General features: G+C 44.4%; 13 protein-coding genes and 1 pseudogene. 11 read left to right on the forward strand and 3 right to left on the reverse strand.

Going from position 1 to position 15,662, the window contains the following annotated elements:
• The first annotated feature begins 101 nt into the window (after positions 1 to 101).
• From ACZ1GZ_RS08170 to ACZ1GZ_RS08200, 7 genes are all read left to right on the forward strand, one after another.
• The gene (locus ACZ1GZ_RS08170; protein ID WP_472668011.1) at positions 102 to 1,250 is read left to right on the forward strand and encodes an AI-2E family transporter; all 1,149 of its coding nucleotides are present in this window, start codon (positions 102 to 104) and stop codon (positions 1,248 to 1,250) included.
• Between the two features lie 6 nt (positions 1,251 to 1,256).
• The gene (hdaA, locus tag ACZ1GZ_RS08175; RefSeq protein ID WP_472668012.1) at positions 1,257 to 1,961 is read left to right on the forward strand and encodes a DnaA regulatory inactivator HdaA; all 705 of its coding nucleotides are present in this window, start codon (positions 1,257 to 1,259) and stop codon (positions 1,959 to 1,961) included.
• Between the two features lie 151 nt (positions 1,962 to 2,112).
• The gene (locus ACZ1GZ_RS08180) at positions 2,113 to 4,323 is read left to right on the forward strand and encodes an RNA degradosome polyphosphate kinase (protein WP_472668013.1); all 2,211 of its coding nucleotides are present in this window, start codon (positions 2,113 to 2,115) and stop codon (positions 4,321 to 4,323) included.
• Positions 4,324 to 4,333: 10 nt separating this feature from the next.
• Positions 4,334 to 5,866, forward strand: a complete 1,533-nt coding sequence (ppx, locus tag ACZ1GZ_RS08185) for an exopolyphosphatase (protein WP_472668014.1) — start codon at positions 4,334 to 4,336, stop codon at positions 5,864 to 5,866.
• Between the two features lie 32 nt (positions 5,867 to 5,898).
• On the forward strand, positions 5,899 to 6,786 hold the full coding sequence (locus tag ACZ1GZ_RS08190) for an alpha/beta hydrolase fold domain-containing protein (RefSeq protein WP_472668015.1): 888 nt from the start codon (positions 5,899 to 5,901) through the stop codon (positions 6,784 to 6,786).
• A gap of 120 nt (positions 6,787 to 6,906) precedes the next feature.
• Positions 6,907 to 7,521: a hypothetical protein gene (locus ACZ1GZ_RS08195; protein ID WP_472668016.1), complete on the forward strand. Its 615-nt coding sequence runs from the start codon at positions 6,907 to 6,909 to the stop codon at positions 7,519 to 7,521.
• Between the two features lie 158 nt (positions 7,522 to 7,679).
• Positions 7,680 to 8,819: an alpha/beta hydrolase gene (locus ACZ1GZ_RS08200; protein ID WP_472668017.1), complete on the forward strand. Its 1,140-nt coding sequence runs from the start codon at positions 7,680 to 7,682 to the stop codon at positions 8,817 to 8,819.
• Positions 8,820 to 8,918: 99 nt separating this feature from the next.
• On the opposite strand, the gene ACZ1GZ_RS08205 is transcribed toward ACZ1GZ_RS08200, so the two are convergent.
• Positions 8,919 to 10,094 carry a zinc ABC transporter substrate-binding protein gene (locus ACZ1GZ_RS08205; protein ID WP_472668018.1) on the reverse strand — a complete coding sequence of 392 codons (1,176 nt, stop codon included), beginning with the start codon at positions 10,092 to 10,094 and terminating at the stop codon, positions 8,919 to 8,921.
• A 132-nt stretch (positions 10,095 to 10,226) separates the two neighbouring features.
• Here ACZ1GZ_RS08205 and ACZ1GZ_RS08210 point away from each other — a divergent pair, with 132 nt between their 5' ends.
• The 4 genes from ACZ1GZ_RS08210 to ACZ1GZ_RS08225 all read left to right on the forward strand — a co-directional run bounded on the left by ACZ1GZ_RS08210 (position 10,227) and on the right by ACZ1GZ_RS08225 (position 13,336).
• Complete coding sequence (locus ACZ1GZ_RS08210; RefSeq protein ID WP_472668019.1) at positions 10,227 to 11,117, forward strand: ATP-binding cassette domain-containing protein; 891 nt, start codon at positions 10,227 to 10,229, stop codon at positions 11,115 to 11,117.
• Positions 11,107 to 11,940 carry an iron chelate uptake ABC transporter family permease subunit gene (locus ACZ1GZ_RS08215; protein ID WP_472668020.1) on the forward strand — a complete coding sequence of 278 codons (834 nt, stop codon included), beginning with the start codon at positions 11,107 to 11,109 and terminating at the stop codon, positions 11,938 to 11,940. Before ACZ1GZ_RS08210 ends, ACZ1GZ_RS08215 begins: the two co-directional genes overlap by 11 nt.
• A 38-nt stretch (positions 11,941 to 11,978) precedes the next feature.
• Positions 11,979 to 12,395, forward strand: coding sequence for a Fur family transcriptional regulator (locus tag ACZ1GZ_RS08220; protein WP_472668021.1), 417 nt, complete (start codon positions 11,979 to 11,981; stop codon positions 12,393 to 12,395).
• A gap of 254 nt (positions 12,396 to 12,649) precedes the next feature.
• Complete coding sequence (locus tag ACZ1GZ_RS08225) at positions 12,650 to 13,336, forward strand: lysophospholipid acyltransferase family protein (RefSeq protein WP_472668022.1); 687 nt, start codon at positions 12,650 to 12,652, stop codon at positions 13,334 to 13,336.
• Positions 13,337 to 13,365: 29 nt separating this feature from the next.
• On the opposite strand, the pseudogene ACZ1GZ_RS08230 reads toward ACZ1GZ_RS08225, so the two are convergent.
• A pseudogene (locus ACZ1GZ_RS08230) lies at positions 13,366 to 14,610 on the reverse strand (cytochrome P450); the annotation flags it as partial.
• A gap of 383 nt (positions 14,611 to 14,993) precedes the next feature.
• A complete protein-coding gene (locus tag ACZ1GZ_RS08235; protein ID WP_472668023.1) occupies positions 14,994 to 15,611 on the reverse strand; it encodes a pyridoxamine 5'-phosphate oxidase family protein in 618 nt (205 codons plus the stop codon).
• Between the last annotated feature and the right edge of the window lie 51 nt (positions 15,612 to 15,662).

The following is a 15,662-nucleotide window of genomic DNA, read 5'->3' on the forward strand; positions in this document are numbered from 1 at the left end:
ATTTATCTCACGATTGCGCGAAATAATGCCTTTCAACTTCGTTGGTATTTCACTATATCTCTGACAAAACGTCCACTTAGCGCCAATTGGGGAGGCTCGAAATGAGCACGCATATTTCTGCGAAGACCATCCGTCGTCAGGCAATTTTTTGGAGTATCACGCTCGCATTATTTGCGTTGTTCCTCATTATTTTCAGCTCAATTTTGTTACCATTTGTTGTTGCTATGGCCCTCGCATATTTCCTTGATCCTGTGGCTGATCGCCTTGAAAGTTGGGGCTTATCACGGCTTTGGGCAACCGTGGTGATATTGTTCATTTTTATTTTGATCTTCATATTGGCATTGATGATCATTGTCCCGGTTCTTGTCTCGCAAGCGGCTGATTTCATAGAGCGACTGCCCAATTATGTAACGCAATTGCAAGAACTCCTAACCGCTGAAAGTACCATTCTTCCCGATTGGATGAACGCACAGATTGCTGCCATTAAAGAGGGATTTTCAGGCGCATTGGCAGAAGGCGCGGGTTTTTTAAGTAAGCTTTTTCAACAGATTTGGAATTCAGGTAAAGCGCTAGTCGATATTGCATCTTTATTTGTTATCACACCCGTTGTTGCATTTTATCTTCTGCTTGATTGGGATGATATGGTGGCAAAAGTTGATAGCTGGATCCCGCGTGATCACGTAGAAACTGTTCGTGATCTTACCAAAAAAATTGATTATGCGATTGCAGGTTTTGTTCGCGGTCAAGGTTCACTTTGCGTGATCTTGGGCGTTTTTTACGCAATTGGGCTGTCCCTTGTAGGGCTTAATTTTGGTCTTCTTATCGGCATCTTTGCTGGTCTCATTAGTTTTATTCCTTATGTGGGCTCGCTTGTTGGACTGGTGTTATCTGTCGGTGTTGCAGTTGTTCAATTCTGGCCGGAATACGGAATGATCGTGCTTGTTGTCGTTATTTTTGCCGCTGGTCAATTTCTTGAAGGTAATATCTTGCAGCCAAAACTTGTCGGTTCACGCATTGGCCTGCATCCGGTTTGGTTGATGTTCGCACTACTGGCATTTGCTGCAATATTTGGGTTTGTCGGCATGCTAATTGCTGTTCCCGCAGCCGCAGCCGTTGCAGTTCTTGTGCGTTTTGCCATTGAACGATATCTCGATAGTGATCTTTATATTGGACATAGTGAAGATGCGCCGGGTGAAGATGCACCGAGTGAAGATGCACTGGATGGCCAGCACGAGAGCAAAAAAGGTTGAGCCTTCGTGAGTGCTAAAGATAATAAACAACCTAGCCAGATCCCGCTAAGCTTTGATGTCACTCCGTCCAAAGGACGTGATGATTTGATTGTTTCGCAGTCTGTTGAGGGTGCAATTCAAATTATCGATCAATGGCCGAACTGGCCATCGCATTTGGTTGTGCTTGCTGGCCCCACAGGTTCGGGAAAGTCACATATTGCGCATATCTGGCGGCAGAAATCCGAAGCTTTTGAGGTCAACTTAGCGCAAGGGGCAGACAATTTGGTTGAAGCGGTGAAGACAACACCGATCCTAATCGAAAATATTGATCAGTTATTGACCAATGCGCAAGCAGACGAAACAAAGCTGTTCCACATGCTCAATGCGGCAAAGGAGGCAGGTTCATTTGTTCTCATGACAGCGCGTTCTTGGCCTGCATCTTGGAAGGTTGGTCTGCCTGATTTAGCCTCGCGTATAAAAGCTGCGACCATTGTTGAAATTAGCGAGCCGGATGAGCAGCTTCTCACTCAAGTTATCTTTAAACTTTTTGCTGATCGACAAGTAGAAATTGACGAAAAAACTGTCAATTATCTGGTCATGCGCATGGAGCGCTCACTTGCTGTTGCAAGCGATATTGTTGAAGCCATGGATGAGTTGGCACTATCGAAAAAAACGCCGGTTGGTCGTTCGATCGCAGCAGAAGTTTTATCGAATTTTGAAAATAGTAACTAAAAACACAATCACATGCGAAGTTGCTGAGAAAATGTGTTAGATTATGGTACACATTTACGCACCAGCTTGTCACATAAGTGTCATGCGCGACGGTTAACCAATAACCTGTCTCGCGCTGGTGCGATCGCTGCGATAGGTTTATGATTGTCTCATGAGTAAAAAACACAAGCTAAAACACAGTAATACCAACGAAAATACCATCGAAATTGAGCCAATAGACAACGAATGGTTTGATGATCCATCACGTTTTGTAAATCGTGAATTTTCATGGTTGCAATTCAACCACCGTGTTTTGGAAGAATCGAATAATCCTGCACATAGATTGTTGGAAAGATTACGTTTTTTATCCATTTCAGCGGCTAACCTTGACGAATTCTTCATGGTCCGCGTTGCTGGACTTGAAGGGCAGGTACGTGAGGGTATTCATGTGCCATCTCCCGATGGTTTAACAGCGCAAGAGCAATTGGATAAAGTGTTTTCCGTAACGTGTGAATTGCAAAATAGCCAGCATGCATCTTTGACTGAACTACGCGGTTTGCTTGAAGAAGAAGGCATTTCAATTATTCGGCCAAATAAACTGAGCCAAGAAGATCATGATTGGCTTGAGCAAGAATTCTTAGAAACAATCTTTCCAGTTCTCACACCGCTCGCAATTGATCCCGCGCACCCGTTTCCGTTTATTCCAAATTTAGGGTTTTCGATGTGTTTGCGTCTCATACGCAAAACTGATCAAGAGCAATTGATTGCGCTGTTGCGTATTCCAACGGCGATTAAACGCTTTATTTTACTACCAAGCCCTGATGGGAAAACACGTTTCATCACAATTGAAGATGTCATCAGCCAGTTCATCACACGCCTGTTTCCTGGTTATGATGTTCATGGTTCAGGAACTTTTCGCATCATTCGCGATAGTGATATCGAGATCGAAGAGGAAGCGGAAGACTTGGTGCGTTACTTTGAAAGCGCACTGAAGCGTCGCCGCAGAGGATCAGTGATCCGTGTCGAATTTGATGACGAAATCCCTGAATACTTGCGCGAGTTTGTCATCCACGAACTCGATGTACCCGAAGATCGAGTTGCGATTTTGGGCGGGCTGTTAGCATTAAATACAATTTCAGAGCTCACTAAGCTAAACCGCAATGATTTGTTGTTCCCAGATTACAATGCCCGCTTTCCGGAGCGTGTGCGTGAACATGGTGGCGATTGCTTTGCTGCCATTCACGAAAAAGATCTCATCATTCACCACCCCTATGAAAGTTTTGATGTGGTTGTGCAGTTCCTGCGCCAGGCGGCCGTTGATCCCGATGTGTTAGCGATTAAACAAACACTCTATCGCACATCAAACAACAGCCCCATCGTGCGTGCGCTTATGGATGCAACCGAACTTGGTAAATCCGTAACAGCGCTTGTTGAGTTAAAAGCGCGATTTGATGAGGAAGCTAATATTCGCTGGGCGCGAGATTTAGAGCGTGCAGGTGTGCAGGTTGTCTTTGGATTCGTCGAGCTTAAAACGCATGCCAAAATGTCACTAGTTGTGCGCCGTGAAGAAGGCAAGCTGGTATCATACTGCCACCTTGGTACTGGGAATTATCATTCAGTAACGGCGAAAATTTATACAGACCTATCTTATTTTACCTGCGATCCAAAAATTGCTGCGGATGTGGGACAGGTGTTTAACTACATCACAGGTTATGGCGAACCAGAAGGCGTAACCACACTTGCGGTCAGCCCGCGTACCATGCGTCCAACTATTTTACGCCATATAGATCAGGAAATTGAAAATGCCCATGCGGGAAAACCTGCTGCTATTTGGGCAAAAATGAACTCACTTGTCGATCCAGATATTATCGATGCGTTTTATCGTGCCAGCCAACAAGGGGTTGAAATCGACCTTGTGGTGCGCGGAATATGTTGCTTGCGTCCTCAAATTCCTGGGTTGTCTGACCGTATTCGTGTGAAGTCTATAGTGGGGCGTTTTTTGGAGCACAGCCGCATAATCTGTTTTGCAAATGGCAAGGAAATGCCTTCTAGCGATTCGATAATCTATTTCGGATCGGCAGACTTCATGCCGCGCAATTTGGACCGCCGAGTAGAAACTTTTGTCTCAATTACCAATGAAACTGTGCATGAGCAGGTGCTTTCGCAGATCATGTTGGCAAATTTGATTGACAACCAGCAAAGTTATGAAATTCTCTCCGATGGGACATCTAAGCGAATGAAAGTTCGTAAAGGTGAGGAGCCATTTAACGCGCAGGAGTATTTTATGACCAATCCGAGTTTGTCGGGTCGTGGGGAGGCGCTGGGGTCGAGCGCACCAAAGCGTATTGCCGGGCTGCTAGCCGAGCGCAATAACAAGGCTTGATGACAATTAAATGACCGTTGTTGAAAGTGATGCTCAAGGCAGACTGCAGGGCATAAATCCTGTTGCTGTCATTGATATTGGTTCAAACTCTGTGCGCTTGGTGGTCTATGAAGGTCTCATGCGCTCACCAACTGTATTGTTCAATGAAAAAGCGCTTTGCGGGCTGGGACGTGGCCTAGCTAAGTCAGGACAAATGGATCCTGAAGGTGTTGAACGCGCTATTAAGGTTCTACACCGGTACCGCAAGCTTGCAACGCAGGCCGGGGCGAAAGATGTGTATGTGCTGGCAACAGCCGCGGCACGCGACGCTAAAAATGGACCGGAATTTATTGAACGCGCCGAGGCCGCATTAGGGTGTAAACTCAATGTGTTGACGGGCGAAGAAGAAGCCAAATACGCAGCGCTTGGTATTGTTTCAGGTGTTTATTCACCCGATGGGATTGTTGGCGATTTAGGTGGTGGCTCGCTCGAGATTGTTGATATCAAAGATGATGAACTAACGGGTGGCATCACCATGCCGCTGGGTGGTTTACGCCTTCAGGAACAAGCCGATGGCGACATTGATGAAGCGCAGAAGATTGCGAAAAAGCATATCTCAAAAGCTGACGTGCTTGATGGGGGCAAAGATCGCGTATTTTATGCGGTGGGCGGAACCTGGCGTTCGATTGCGAAATTGCACATGGAAGCAACAAATTATCCGCTGCATATGATGCAAGGTTATGAAATCGAATATGAAGAGATGATGAGCTTTTTAGATAGCGTCACATCTCTGGATGAATTTGAAAAAGAGACTTTAAAAGCAGTTTCAAAAAATCGTCGGATTCTTCTGCCTTTTGGCGCTGCGACCATGCAAGAAGTGCTAAAAAAGATGAAGCCGTCTAAGGTCGTATTCTCAGCGCTTGGTGTCCGAGAAGGCTTTTTGTATTCAAAACTTGATAAAGAGCAGCTTAAAGAAGATGCTTTATTGTCAGGCGCTCGTGAATTGGCAATTTTGCGTGCTCGCTCACCCGCGCATGCACAAGAATTGGCAGATTGGACGGGGCATGCGTTTTCCGTCTTTGATGTAAAGGAAAAAGGCCAAGGCGCACGGTATCGTATGGCCGCTTGTTTACTCGCTGATATTAGCTGGCGTGCACATCCTGATTACCGAGGTTTGCAGGCGCTAAATATCATTTCAAACGGCGCATTTTTGTCTGTAAGTCATCCAGGGCGCGCCTACATTGCTCTAACAAATTATTATCGATATGAGGGGCTTAGAGATGATGGTATTTCAGCGGGTTTAGCTGAAGTTGCGACCGATAAATACATCTATAGAGCCAAGCTTCTTGGGGCTTTACTCAGAGTTTTATACTTGTTTTCAGCTTCCATGTCCGGTGTTATACCTAAACTTAAATTGGAAAAGGCTGATAAGAGTTCTGACGTTGACATTCATCTGCTTGTTCCCAAAGAACTTGAAGATTTCATAGGTGAACGATTAATGACACGCATTGGTCATTTAGAAAAATTCACCGAGAAAAAGGTCGATGTAAAAGTCGTTGAATAACAATCTCGTTTATCTCATTCGGAAGTCATGAAATGATCAGTGATGAGGCACAAATCGCAAAGAGCAAGCTTGAAAAAGAGCAGGTCAACCATTCTGCCAATCTTGTAGATGAGCGTGCAGGCTGGGATGAGTATGCAAGCACATTGCCGATTGCACATAATGTTGGCGTCTATAGAGAAAAAATTGCTGATATTGAATGTCTTTGGATCCGCCCAGATAAAATATTTGACGATAAGTTATTAATTTATGCACATGGTGGCGGGCTTGTCGTTGGTTCTCTCACCACACATCGTTCGTTTGTATCTCATCTTGCCAAAACAATTGGTCGAAATATTTTAATGGTTGGCTATGGCCTGCTGCCAGAAAATGATTTCTCAAAACCCATGCAAGACATATCGACGGTTTATTTAGACTTGATCGCAAAAGGCAAATTTACACCGGAAAAGCTCTATTTTTCCGGTGATAGTTCTGGTGCTGGTGCCGCGTTATCGTCATTGATTGATCTTCGAGAAAAAGCCTGTGAGCTACCAAATGGTTTTATCGGAATATCTGGTGCATTCGATGTTTCGCTAAAGGGTGAAAGCATGCACACCAAAAATGACGCTGATCCCATATTGTCCTATGCCGTTTTGCGCCATTGGCAAGAGCTGTATTTTTCTGGAAAGATTGTGCTTGAACATCCCCATATTTCTCCGTTGTTTTCAAAACTGCACGGGCTGCCTGATATGCTGCTGATTACAGGTGGTGACGAGGTTTGGTTGGATGACAGCTTACGTCTTGCAAAAAACATAGTGAAAGCGGGTGGCAATGCGGAACTTAAGGTGTTTGACCAGATGTGGCACGTATTTCCAATGTATACCCAATTGCCTGAGAGTCTTCTCGCAATGAAACACATAAAAACATTTTTAAATAAGTGTTGAATTCTGCATTAGTCATGCTCTTGCAAACCCCTCCGGGTGAGATTGTATTTCCGCCATAATCGTTTGATATTTTCTCCATCAGAAATGGAGCGCTGGCATCGATCAGCGATAAAATTTTCAATGCATGGATTACGTAGAATTCGCTTCAAAGAGGTGTCGGTATCAAATGAGCTGCCCGAAGGGGTACGCCGTAGATATGATGTGATAGATGATCACACGCGGATCACGGTTTTCAGCTGTGATATTGAAAAAAAGCACTTAGGCGGTATTACTCGATTTCACAAAGATGAGCTCAATATTGCCTTTTTGCAATCATCAGGTGCCACCAGCAATGCCTGGAGCCTATCTGGCCCAGATGGTTTGCACTGTGGCGATATAAGCCGTTTGGGTGGGGACAAAAATGCTTGGCGCGCAAGCAAGTCAGATGGTTCTTCATTTGCAATCAGCGAGCAGGGGTCTTTACCGCAAAGCATTATGCGCAGCGCTTTAGAAGGTTCACCAGAAGCCTATTCTATTGTAAAAGGCGATCAGGAAATTGGGGTGATTGCACGTTTGCCTCGCGGCAAGCCCGAAGCAAAACGCCGAGGGTTGTTTCGTCATATTACAAAGCTCGTCACGAGCTATGATTGGGTTTTGCAATTGGGGCAAGATTTTACTCAGGATGAAATTATGCTCTTTTCATCAGCTACTCTGGCAACGATTGAAATTACTATTCCTATCGAAACTGCTGCATAAATATTGCGGCTTAGAATTCATATAATGACAGACAATATACCCATAAGGTCTATATGGTCGCGTGTAAATTTTATCGTGGGTTGTAATTTTGTTTCAAAATCGCGATAATCAACCTTTGGTTTAGTTTTTTGGGTTTGTATGAGATTGGTGCAATTAACATGGCAATAACGCGACTATTGGTGTTCATTCCTATCCTGATTTGGATTACGGCCTGTGCCTCAGGTCCTGCAAACTTAGTCGGTCTTGCATCGCTTGAACCTGCGCGTGTTGCCGCCGAGGATGCCAGTATTCAAAATTTGTTTGTTGCTACATCCAGACGTCGATCAGATGACGCATCAGAGTTTTTCTCCGGTGAGCGAGAACAGGCGCTTAATCTTGCGAATGTTGATGTGACCATTCCAGATAGTCATACCCCGGGTCAACTTGAGCAAAGACGATTTGGTGAAAAAGAGGATATATCAAAGCATTTTACCATCGCAAGACCTGTTGTTTTTTCTAACAGCTCTGAATTTGCAACACGATTGAACAATGCACTTGCTCTAAAAGCACCTGAAAATCGAGAAGTTCTGGTATTTGTTCATGGTTATAACACCAATTTTTCAAGCGCAGTTTTACGTGTCTCTCAATTTGTCAAAGATACCGAATTTAAAGGTGTGCCGCTTTTGTTTACATGGGCGTCTCGCGGGCGTGCGATTGATTATGTTTATGATATCAATAGTGCGTTGCAAGCGCGTTTTTATCTTTTAGAACTCGCTGAAATTTTGGCAAAAACGGATGCGAACAGTTTTAGCATCGTAGCGCATTCCATGGGAAATTTAGTGACACTTGAATCTATGACACAGCTGGTCAAACAGGGCTTTCGGCCAAAGGCTGATCTTAACCGAGTTATCTTGGCGGCTCCCGACGTCGATTTGGATTTGTTTAGCCAATATGTGCAAGACCTTGCGCCAGTTCAAAACAAGATCGTTGTTTTGGTATCTAAAGATGACCGCGCTTTAAAGCTATCTCGTAGGATTGCAGGAGGTGTTGATAGAGTAGGGGCAGCTGATCCTGATGCCATCGCAAAATATGGTTTGGAAGTTATTGATCTAACGCATATCGACGATAACAGTAATATTCATCACACCAAATTTGCCCAATCGCCTGAGATTGTGAAACTTATCGGGCGCGGTATGGCTGATGGAAACACATGGTCAACGACAGCAACAGATGGTGTGGAAAATGGACTTGGTTCTGTGTTTCGCGGATTTAGGCAAGTTGCGTCTGGTGTTGGAACAGTCGTAACGCTTGGAAACTAGCTCTCTGAACAGTTCTGCAAACTTTTAGAATTCAATTACGCGAGAAAAAACGGGCGAGTTCTGCAACCCGCCCGCCAATTGAGAGAATCTTGATTTTGCTTAGCTATCTGAAAGACATGTCTGAATTGATGTGGACATGTTTTTGATCAATGTGAAGTAAAGCTCAGGACCGCTTTCAATTCCGGTGCCCAGTGGATCAAGAATACCTGATTTCGCGTTAGTATCTTCCGTTACAGTGGTAACCAATTTTGATTCAAATTGAGGTTCTGAAAACACACAAGTGGCGTTGAGTTCTTTAATTTTTTCTTTAAGCTCGCTGATGCGTTCTGCGCCTGGTAAAATTTCAGGTGAAACGGTGATTGATCCAACTGCTGAGATACCAAAACGATTTTCAAAATATTGGTAAGCATCGTGGAATACGACAAAGCCTTTGTCTTTAACCGGAGCCAAATCAGCGGTTACTTCAGTCACCAAACCATCCAGTTTTGCCATTAATGCTTTAGCATTAGCTTCATATTTAGCAGCATTGTCAGGATCGGCTTCAATTAGATTTTCTTCAATCTCGTGAACAATCGCTTTTGCGTTAATCGGATCAAGCCAAACGTGAGCGTCAAATTCGCCATGCGCATGCTCATCATGGCCGTGTTCGTCATGTTTGTGTTCGTCGTGGTCATGATCATCATGTTTTTTCTCAGCGTGCTCATCGTGATCATGTTCATCATGTTTGTGTTCGTCGTGGTCATGATCATCATGTTTTTTCTCAGCGTGCTCGTCGTGGTCATGATCATCATGCTTTTTTTCAGCGTGCTCATCGTGATCGTGTTCATCATGCTTGTGCTCGTCATGGTCATGTTCATCATGCTTTTCTTCAGCATGTTCATCGCCATGCTCATCATCATGTTCGTGTTTTTCAAAAGCCCCACCTTCGCGGAATTCCAACTTGATCAAATCATGCGCATCAAGCAGCTCAACGGACTTTGCATCACCCGCAATTGCTTCCAGTGGTTTTTCTAAAAATGCTTCCAGCTCATGCCCAAACCAAAAAACCACATCTGCATTTTCCAAGCTGCGCGCTTGTGATGGTTTTAATGCATAAGTGTGCGGAGAACCTGCACCTTCAATTATAATTTCGGGCTCACCAACACCCTCCATCACTGCGGCAACAAGCGAATGGATGGGTTTTATTGATGCCACGACATTAATATCCGCATGGGCAGAAATGACACTTGAAGACAAAAGGGTAGTTGCAAATAAAGTAGATTTAAAAAATCGCATGGGAAACTCCGGAAACGCGCTGGAATATGTGATGTTATTATATTACATTGTTGCGTAACGGTATAACGTGTGCCATATGTGAAATCAACAACTAATTTGAGTTGAGCTGCACCCGAGTTGAGCTAAAAAACGATGTTACAAAAAAGCAAATCTCTTATTTCTCTGGACAATGCGGGTATTTTCCGAGGCCGGAAATGGTTGGTCCGTGGTGTGTCAATGACGGTGGAGCCTGGTGAGATCCTGACCTTAATTGGACCAAATGGCTCAGGAAAGTCGACAACGGCCAAAATGGCGCTCGGTGTTCACAAGCCAAGTGAAGGTACAGCCCAGCAGCGTGCTGGCTTAACTGTTGGCTATGTACCACAAAAATTATCCATCGATTGGACCCTGCCACTCACAGCTAATCGTTTTATGAGTTTAACGAGCAATATTTCTCAAAGTGAAATTGAACAAGCCATGTCCGCAACGGATACTTTGCATTTGCAAAGGTCTGAGGTCCGCTCGCTATCTGGTGGCGAGTTTCAGCGCGTTTTACTTGCACGCGCGATTGCACGTAAACCCGATCTATTGGTTTTGGATGAGCCAGTTCAGGGTGTCGATTTCAATGGTGAGATCGCACTTTATGACTTGATTAAAAATATCCGCGATGAAATTCAGTGCGGCGTATTGTTAATTTCACATGATTTACATGTCGTTATGGCAGCAACGGATCGCGTGGTGTGTTTGAACGGGCATGTATGCTGCTCTGGTACGCCAAAAGCAGTGACATCAAGTGACGAATACAAAACTCTGTTTGGCGCACGTGCCACATCTGGCTTGGCAATTTATGAACATTCGCACGACCACGAGCATTTACCCGATGGCCGAGTGCGCCATAAAGATGGCTCAATAACGGATCACTGCCATCCTGACGATGGCCATCACAACCATGACCATCCTGACGATGGCCATCATAATCACGATCATCAAGCAAAAGCTGCACAAAATAAATCGAACTCCGGAGCCAAAACTGATGCTGGATGATTTTTTTACAAGAGCTTTAATCGCAGGTGCCGGTGTGGCGTTGGTCGCTGGCCCATTGGGCTGTTTTATTGTATGGCGCCGATTAGCCTACTTTGGAGATACATTGTCTCATGCTGCATTGCTTGGTGTTGCGCTCGCATTTTTGTTTGAAGTCAATATAACGCTTGCTGTGTTCGGTGTGTCGATTTGTGTGTCGCTGGCTTTGTTGTTGTTGCAAAAACGAGCAACCCTTTCATCAGATGCATTGCTGGGATTGTTATCCCATTCAGCCCTGGCGATAGGCCTGGTCGCGCTGGCATTTATGACATGGGTTCGGGTGGATTTGATGGGCTTTTTGTTCGGAGATATCCTAGCCGTTACCCCTTCAGATATTGCAATTGTATGGGCCGGTGGTGCCGTCGTATTATTTGTTTTATTTTTCATCTGGCGTTCGCTGTTTGCAGCAACGGTGAATTATGAGCTTGCGCAAGCAGAAGGAATGAAGCCTGAACGTGCAAATATCATCTTCATGTTGCTGATGGCAGCAGTGATCGCGATTTCAATGAAAATTGTCGGCGTGTTGTTAATCACCGCATTGCTGATTATCCCAACAGCTGCTGCACGTCGATTTGCATCAGGTCCTGAACAAATGGCTGTGCTTTCCGCATTAATAGGGGTTGGCGGCGTTGTAGGTGGATTGTTTGGCTCGCTTGAATGGGATACACCTGCTGGTCCAAGTATTGTCGTTGCCGCATTGGGATTATTTGTTCTATCGATTTTACCACTACCCTTTATGAAGTCTTTTCAGGTAAGATCGGCTGAGGAACGACGGATTGAGCATTAGTATGACCAAGACAATGAACATTAAAAGGAATTGCATAAATGGCTAAACATCACGCATCAAGCAGCGATTTAACCAAAAATCAGTCCTTGGTCATGGGCGCACTTTCTCAAGCCAACGGTCCTTTGAGTGCATACACAATCCTTGATGAGCTGCGAGAACATGGATTTAAAGCGCCTTTGCAAGTCTATCGCGCGCTGGATAAGCTTGTTGAATTTGGCCTGGTTCACCGGCTAGAGAGCTTAAACGCCTTCGTAGCATGTCAACACAGCTCGTGTGGTGGTGACAAAAAGGCAAATGTTCTATTTGCGATTTGTGAAAAATGCGGCAATGTTCAAGAGCTTACCAATGATCGGCTTCTGGAAGTGGTCAAAAACCTAGCAAATGAAATTGAATTTTCACTGTCAGAATCGGTTATTGAACTGCGTGGCCTATGCAATTCTTGCAAGTCCAACTGAGCCTATATGCTGTAAATAATGTGCGCTGTTAAATCTCTACCAATGATTTGACTGCCCCGACAAAGATCACTACAAAATTGATATTTAGAGCTGGTCGGCATTAGGGGTAACACATTATCGCTTCCAAGGAACAATCAACACATATCGGTTTAACGGTAAAGTCAAAACGTTTACCCGATTGGCTTGCGAACAGTATCGGTCGTTTTTTCAACCGTATTTTCGGATTTGAACAATTCAATAAACTTTACGATGGTTTGCCAGCACATGAGGACAAGGATCTTTCTAAAGAGCTTTTATCTGCGTTGAATGTGACCTTGGACGTTGAAGGTGAACCGAGAACATCCTATCCAAAAACCGGTCCGCAAATCTACGTTGTTAATCATCCACATGGATTGGTTGATGGATTTGCAATAGATCAGCTGGTTGCCGCGTTAAGACCAGATACTCAAATTATGTCGATGTATGTTTTAGGCAGGCTCCCTGAGTTTAAAGATCTTTTGATCCTCGTTGATCCACTAAATACGCGTAAAAACCGCGCGTTAAATGTTAAAGGATGGCGCCAAGCCTACAGGTTGGTTTCAGGTGGTGGTGCGTTTGTGGTGTTCCCTGCAGGTGCTGTATCGCATTATCATTGGGATCAGCACAAAATCACAGATCCGGAATGGAACCCGCATATCGCAGCCCTGGCGCGGCGTACAAGTGCGACGGTTATTCCAGTTTATATCCACCGCCGCAGTTCATTAGTCTTTCAACTTGCCGGCATGATTTCACAAAGCATCCATAATCTCATGTTGTTTAAAGAGCTATGGAAGATGAAAAATCGTACGCTTAAAGTCACATTTGGTAAAGAAATGCCGGCTGAAAGCTGGGCTCATATCAAGGATGATAAGGACCTAATCAACCACTTTCGAAACAAGGTGGAAGCACTCGCAAAACTATAACAGCTCAACAAATTTCATAATAAATGAACTTAGTTTTGTTCACACTTGACCAATTCGTTGATGTTACCCGTCACGCGGGTCGAATTAAATTGCCCATCAGGCTTTGTAACCACCATTGGCAATTCTTCAGCAGGTCGGAGCGTTAGTTGAACATTTGCATCGATATGTGACCCTTCAACAAGGTTCAGCTTAAACCTTTGCATTGCTCGAATGACAACCAGTTTCATTTCCAGCATCACGAATTGATAGCCAAGACAAAGTCGTGGACCAGCACTAAAAGGAATGAATTGAAATGGCCCAGGTTTTTTGTCTATCCAGCGGGTTGGATCAAATTTTGTGGGATCATCATAAATATCAGGGTCACGATGGGTCATAAATGCGCTTACAACTGCGCGGTCACCGGAACGCATCTCAACCCCTTGTAATTCAGTATCTGTTGTAGCTGTTCGGATAACATGGTGCACCGGAGGTAATAGACGAAGCGACTCACGAATAAGGCCATCAAGCAATGGCAGCTTGTCAACCTGCGCTGTATCGGGTGGCCAATTGGTGATGTTTGATTGAATTTCATCGTTTAACTCAGAAGCAAATTTCGGGTTCTGCGCAATAAGGTACATCGCCCATGCGAGCGCCGTCGCGGTTGTAACAAATGCTGCTGCATGCAAAATCACAGCATGTGCGCTTAAGTCATCATCTGTTAATTCAACATTTTCCACTTTTGCAGCATGCACCAAAATAGATAACACATCTTTTGCAGGCTCTGTTTCATTTCGCTTTGCGTTGATTAATTCATGCATAGCTTTTTCAACAACCTCCGCATGACGCAATAGGCGAGCGCCGGCTGTGCCGGGAATGTCAAAAGCAATAGGAAACTTGCGCGCCTTCACATCTAAATCAATCCATTGGGTGATCAATTCGCATGTCTGGGTGGAACGGTCAAAATCGTCGTGATCGAACAGAATGTGCGCTGCGATCCAATTGGCCATCTTGGTCGTTTCTTCGTACATGTTAAAAGTTTCACCAATCACCCACCGATCCAATACTTGATCAATTAATCGCGTGATAGTCGGCACATATGAAGCAACGGCAATTTTAGCAAAAGGCGGCTGCATAAGCTTGCGATGCTGACGGTGCTTGGGACCATTCATCGCGATAATGCCATTTCTTAACCGTTGATGCGCAGACCCTTTTGGACCTTTGATGACCTGTCCGCCAGAACGAAAAAGATCTGGCTGGGCTAAAACGGTTTTATTGGCGTCTTCATTAAAAGCAAAAACATGACGTCGTCCTCGGCCTGTAAAGGGAAGGGGTTCCCTAAAACAAAGACATCACCATACTGTTCTGTCATCTTGTTAAGGCAGGCATATGAGTCCTTTAAGAAGCCAGTATACCATGGCCAAGAGCCCAAACCTTCAACAATATTCGCGTTCTTTTTATTCATTTTTATTGTCACTCAAAACTCGAATAGTCACCTGTAATCAGGTCCATAAAACGAGTTACCCCCCAGTCCTCATTTTCATTTTCGAGCCTGTTGCAGTCTCGAAAAAGTATGTTCCATAAAGCTTATAGTTAGAAAATCCTCGGTTTAGCAAGTGTTCAGGCCATTTGAACAAGACCTAAAGTAGGTCTTTAGCTGTTATGCATCGTAGTATTGTACTTAATTGTGATTTGATAATTTTGCAATTTCTTCACGCAAAGCTGCATTTTCAGTGCGCAATTTTTGAATTTCAGGTCCGAATATTTGTTCAATTGCATCTTCAGGGATTTGCATGGGAATGTATTTTGGGCAGTTCCAATCCATGGCGACGATCTCTATTTCTAAAACCCGCTCTGCAGGCGCAGCACGTTGATCAAGTTTTGCAAGTAATGCCGCGTCTGCATCCTTTGCATCAATTAATGTTGCATTACCTTGTATTTTGAGCCGTCTTCGATTGAGATAATCCATGAAAAAAATTGAAACACGAGGTTCGGATAAAAGATTGCCCATTGAAATAAATTGCTTGTTGCCAAGATAATCAGCACAAGCAAGTTTGTTTGGACCTGCCACATGAACAAATCCACGCGCGCCGCCTCGATGTTGGATATAAGGCCATCCATCTGAATTAACCGATGCCATGTAAAAGCTGTTTCGCTGTTTTATGAATGCAATATCATCTTCTGAAAGCGTCTCTTGCGTGCGGTGTGGATAATAGGTTTCAAATTTGAGCCGAGTGCCCTCAGCCTCCTGTAAATCCTGAATTGCTTCGGTAAACATTAGGCGTGCATAATTTTCCATTTTCATTCTCATTTTTATAACGGCACATAATCTCTCAACGCCATTGTTTGG

The sequence above is a fragment of the Lentilitoribacter sp. JB5-8 genome (genome assembly GCF_055693385.1).

Coding starts and splice junctions, on each gene's coding strand:
- ACZ1GZ_RS08170 (WP_472668011.1), top strand. CDS start 102: ATGAGCACGCATATTTCTGCGAAGACCATCCGTCGTCAGGCAATTTTT.
- ACZ1GZ_RS08180 (WP_472668013.1), top strand. CDS start 2,113: ATGAGTAAAAAACACAAGCTAAAACACAGTAATACCAACGAAAATACC.
- ppx (WP_472668014.1), top strand. CDS start 4,334: ATGACCGTTGTTGAAAGTGATGCTCAAGGCAGACTGCAGGGCATAAAT.
- ACZ1GZ_RS08190 (WP_472668015.1), top strand. CDS start 5,899: ATGATCAGTGATGAGGCACAAATCGCAAAGAGCAAGCTTGAAAAAGAG.
- ACZ1GZ_RS08195 (WP_472668016.1), top strand. CDS start 6,907: ATGCATGGATTACGTAGAATTCGCTTCAAAGAGGTGTCGGTATCAAAT.
- ACZ1GZ_RS08200 (WP_472668017.1), top strand. CDS start 7,680: ATGGCAATAACGCGACTATTGGTGTTCATTCCTATCCTGATTTGGATT.
- ACZ1GZ_RS08205 (WP_472668018.1), bottom strand. CDS start 10,094: ATGCGATTTTTTAAATCTACTTTATTTGCAACTACCCTTTTGTCTTCA.
- ACZ1GZ_RS08210 (WP_472668019.1), top strand. CDS start 10,227: ATGTTACAAAAAAGCAAATCTCTTATTTCTCTGGACAATGCGGGTATT.
- ACZ1GZ_RS08215 (WP_472668020.1), top strand. CDS start 11,107: ATGCTGGATGATTTTTTTACAAGAGCTTTAATCGCAGGTGCCGGTGTG.
- ACZ1GZ_RS08220 (WP_472668021.1), top strand. CDS start 11,979: ATGGCTAAACATCACGCATCAAGCAGCGATTTAACCAAAAATCAGTCC.
- ACZ1GZ_RS08235 (WP_472668023.1), bottom strand. CDS start 15,611: ATGGAAAATTATGCACGCCTAATGTTTACCGAAGCAATTCAGGATTTA.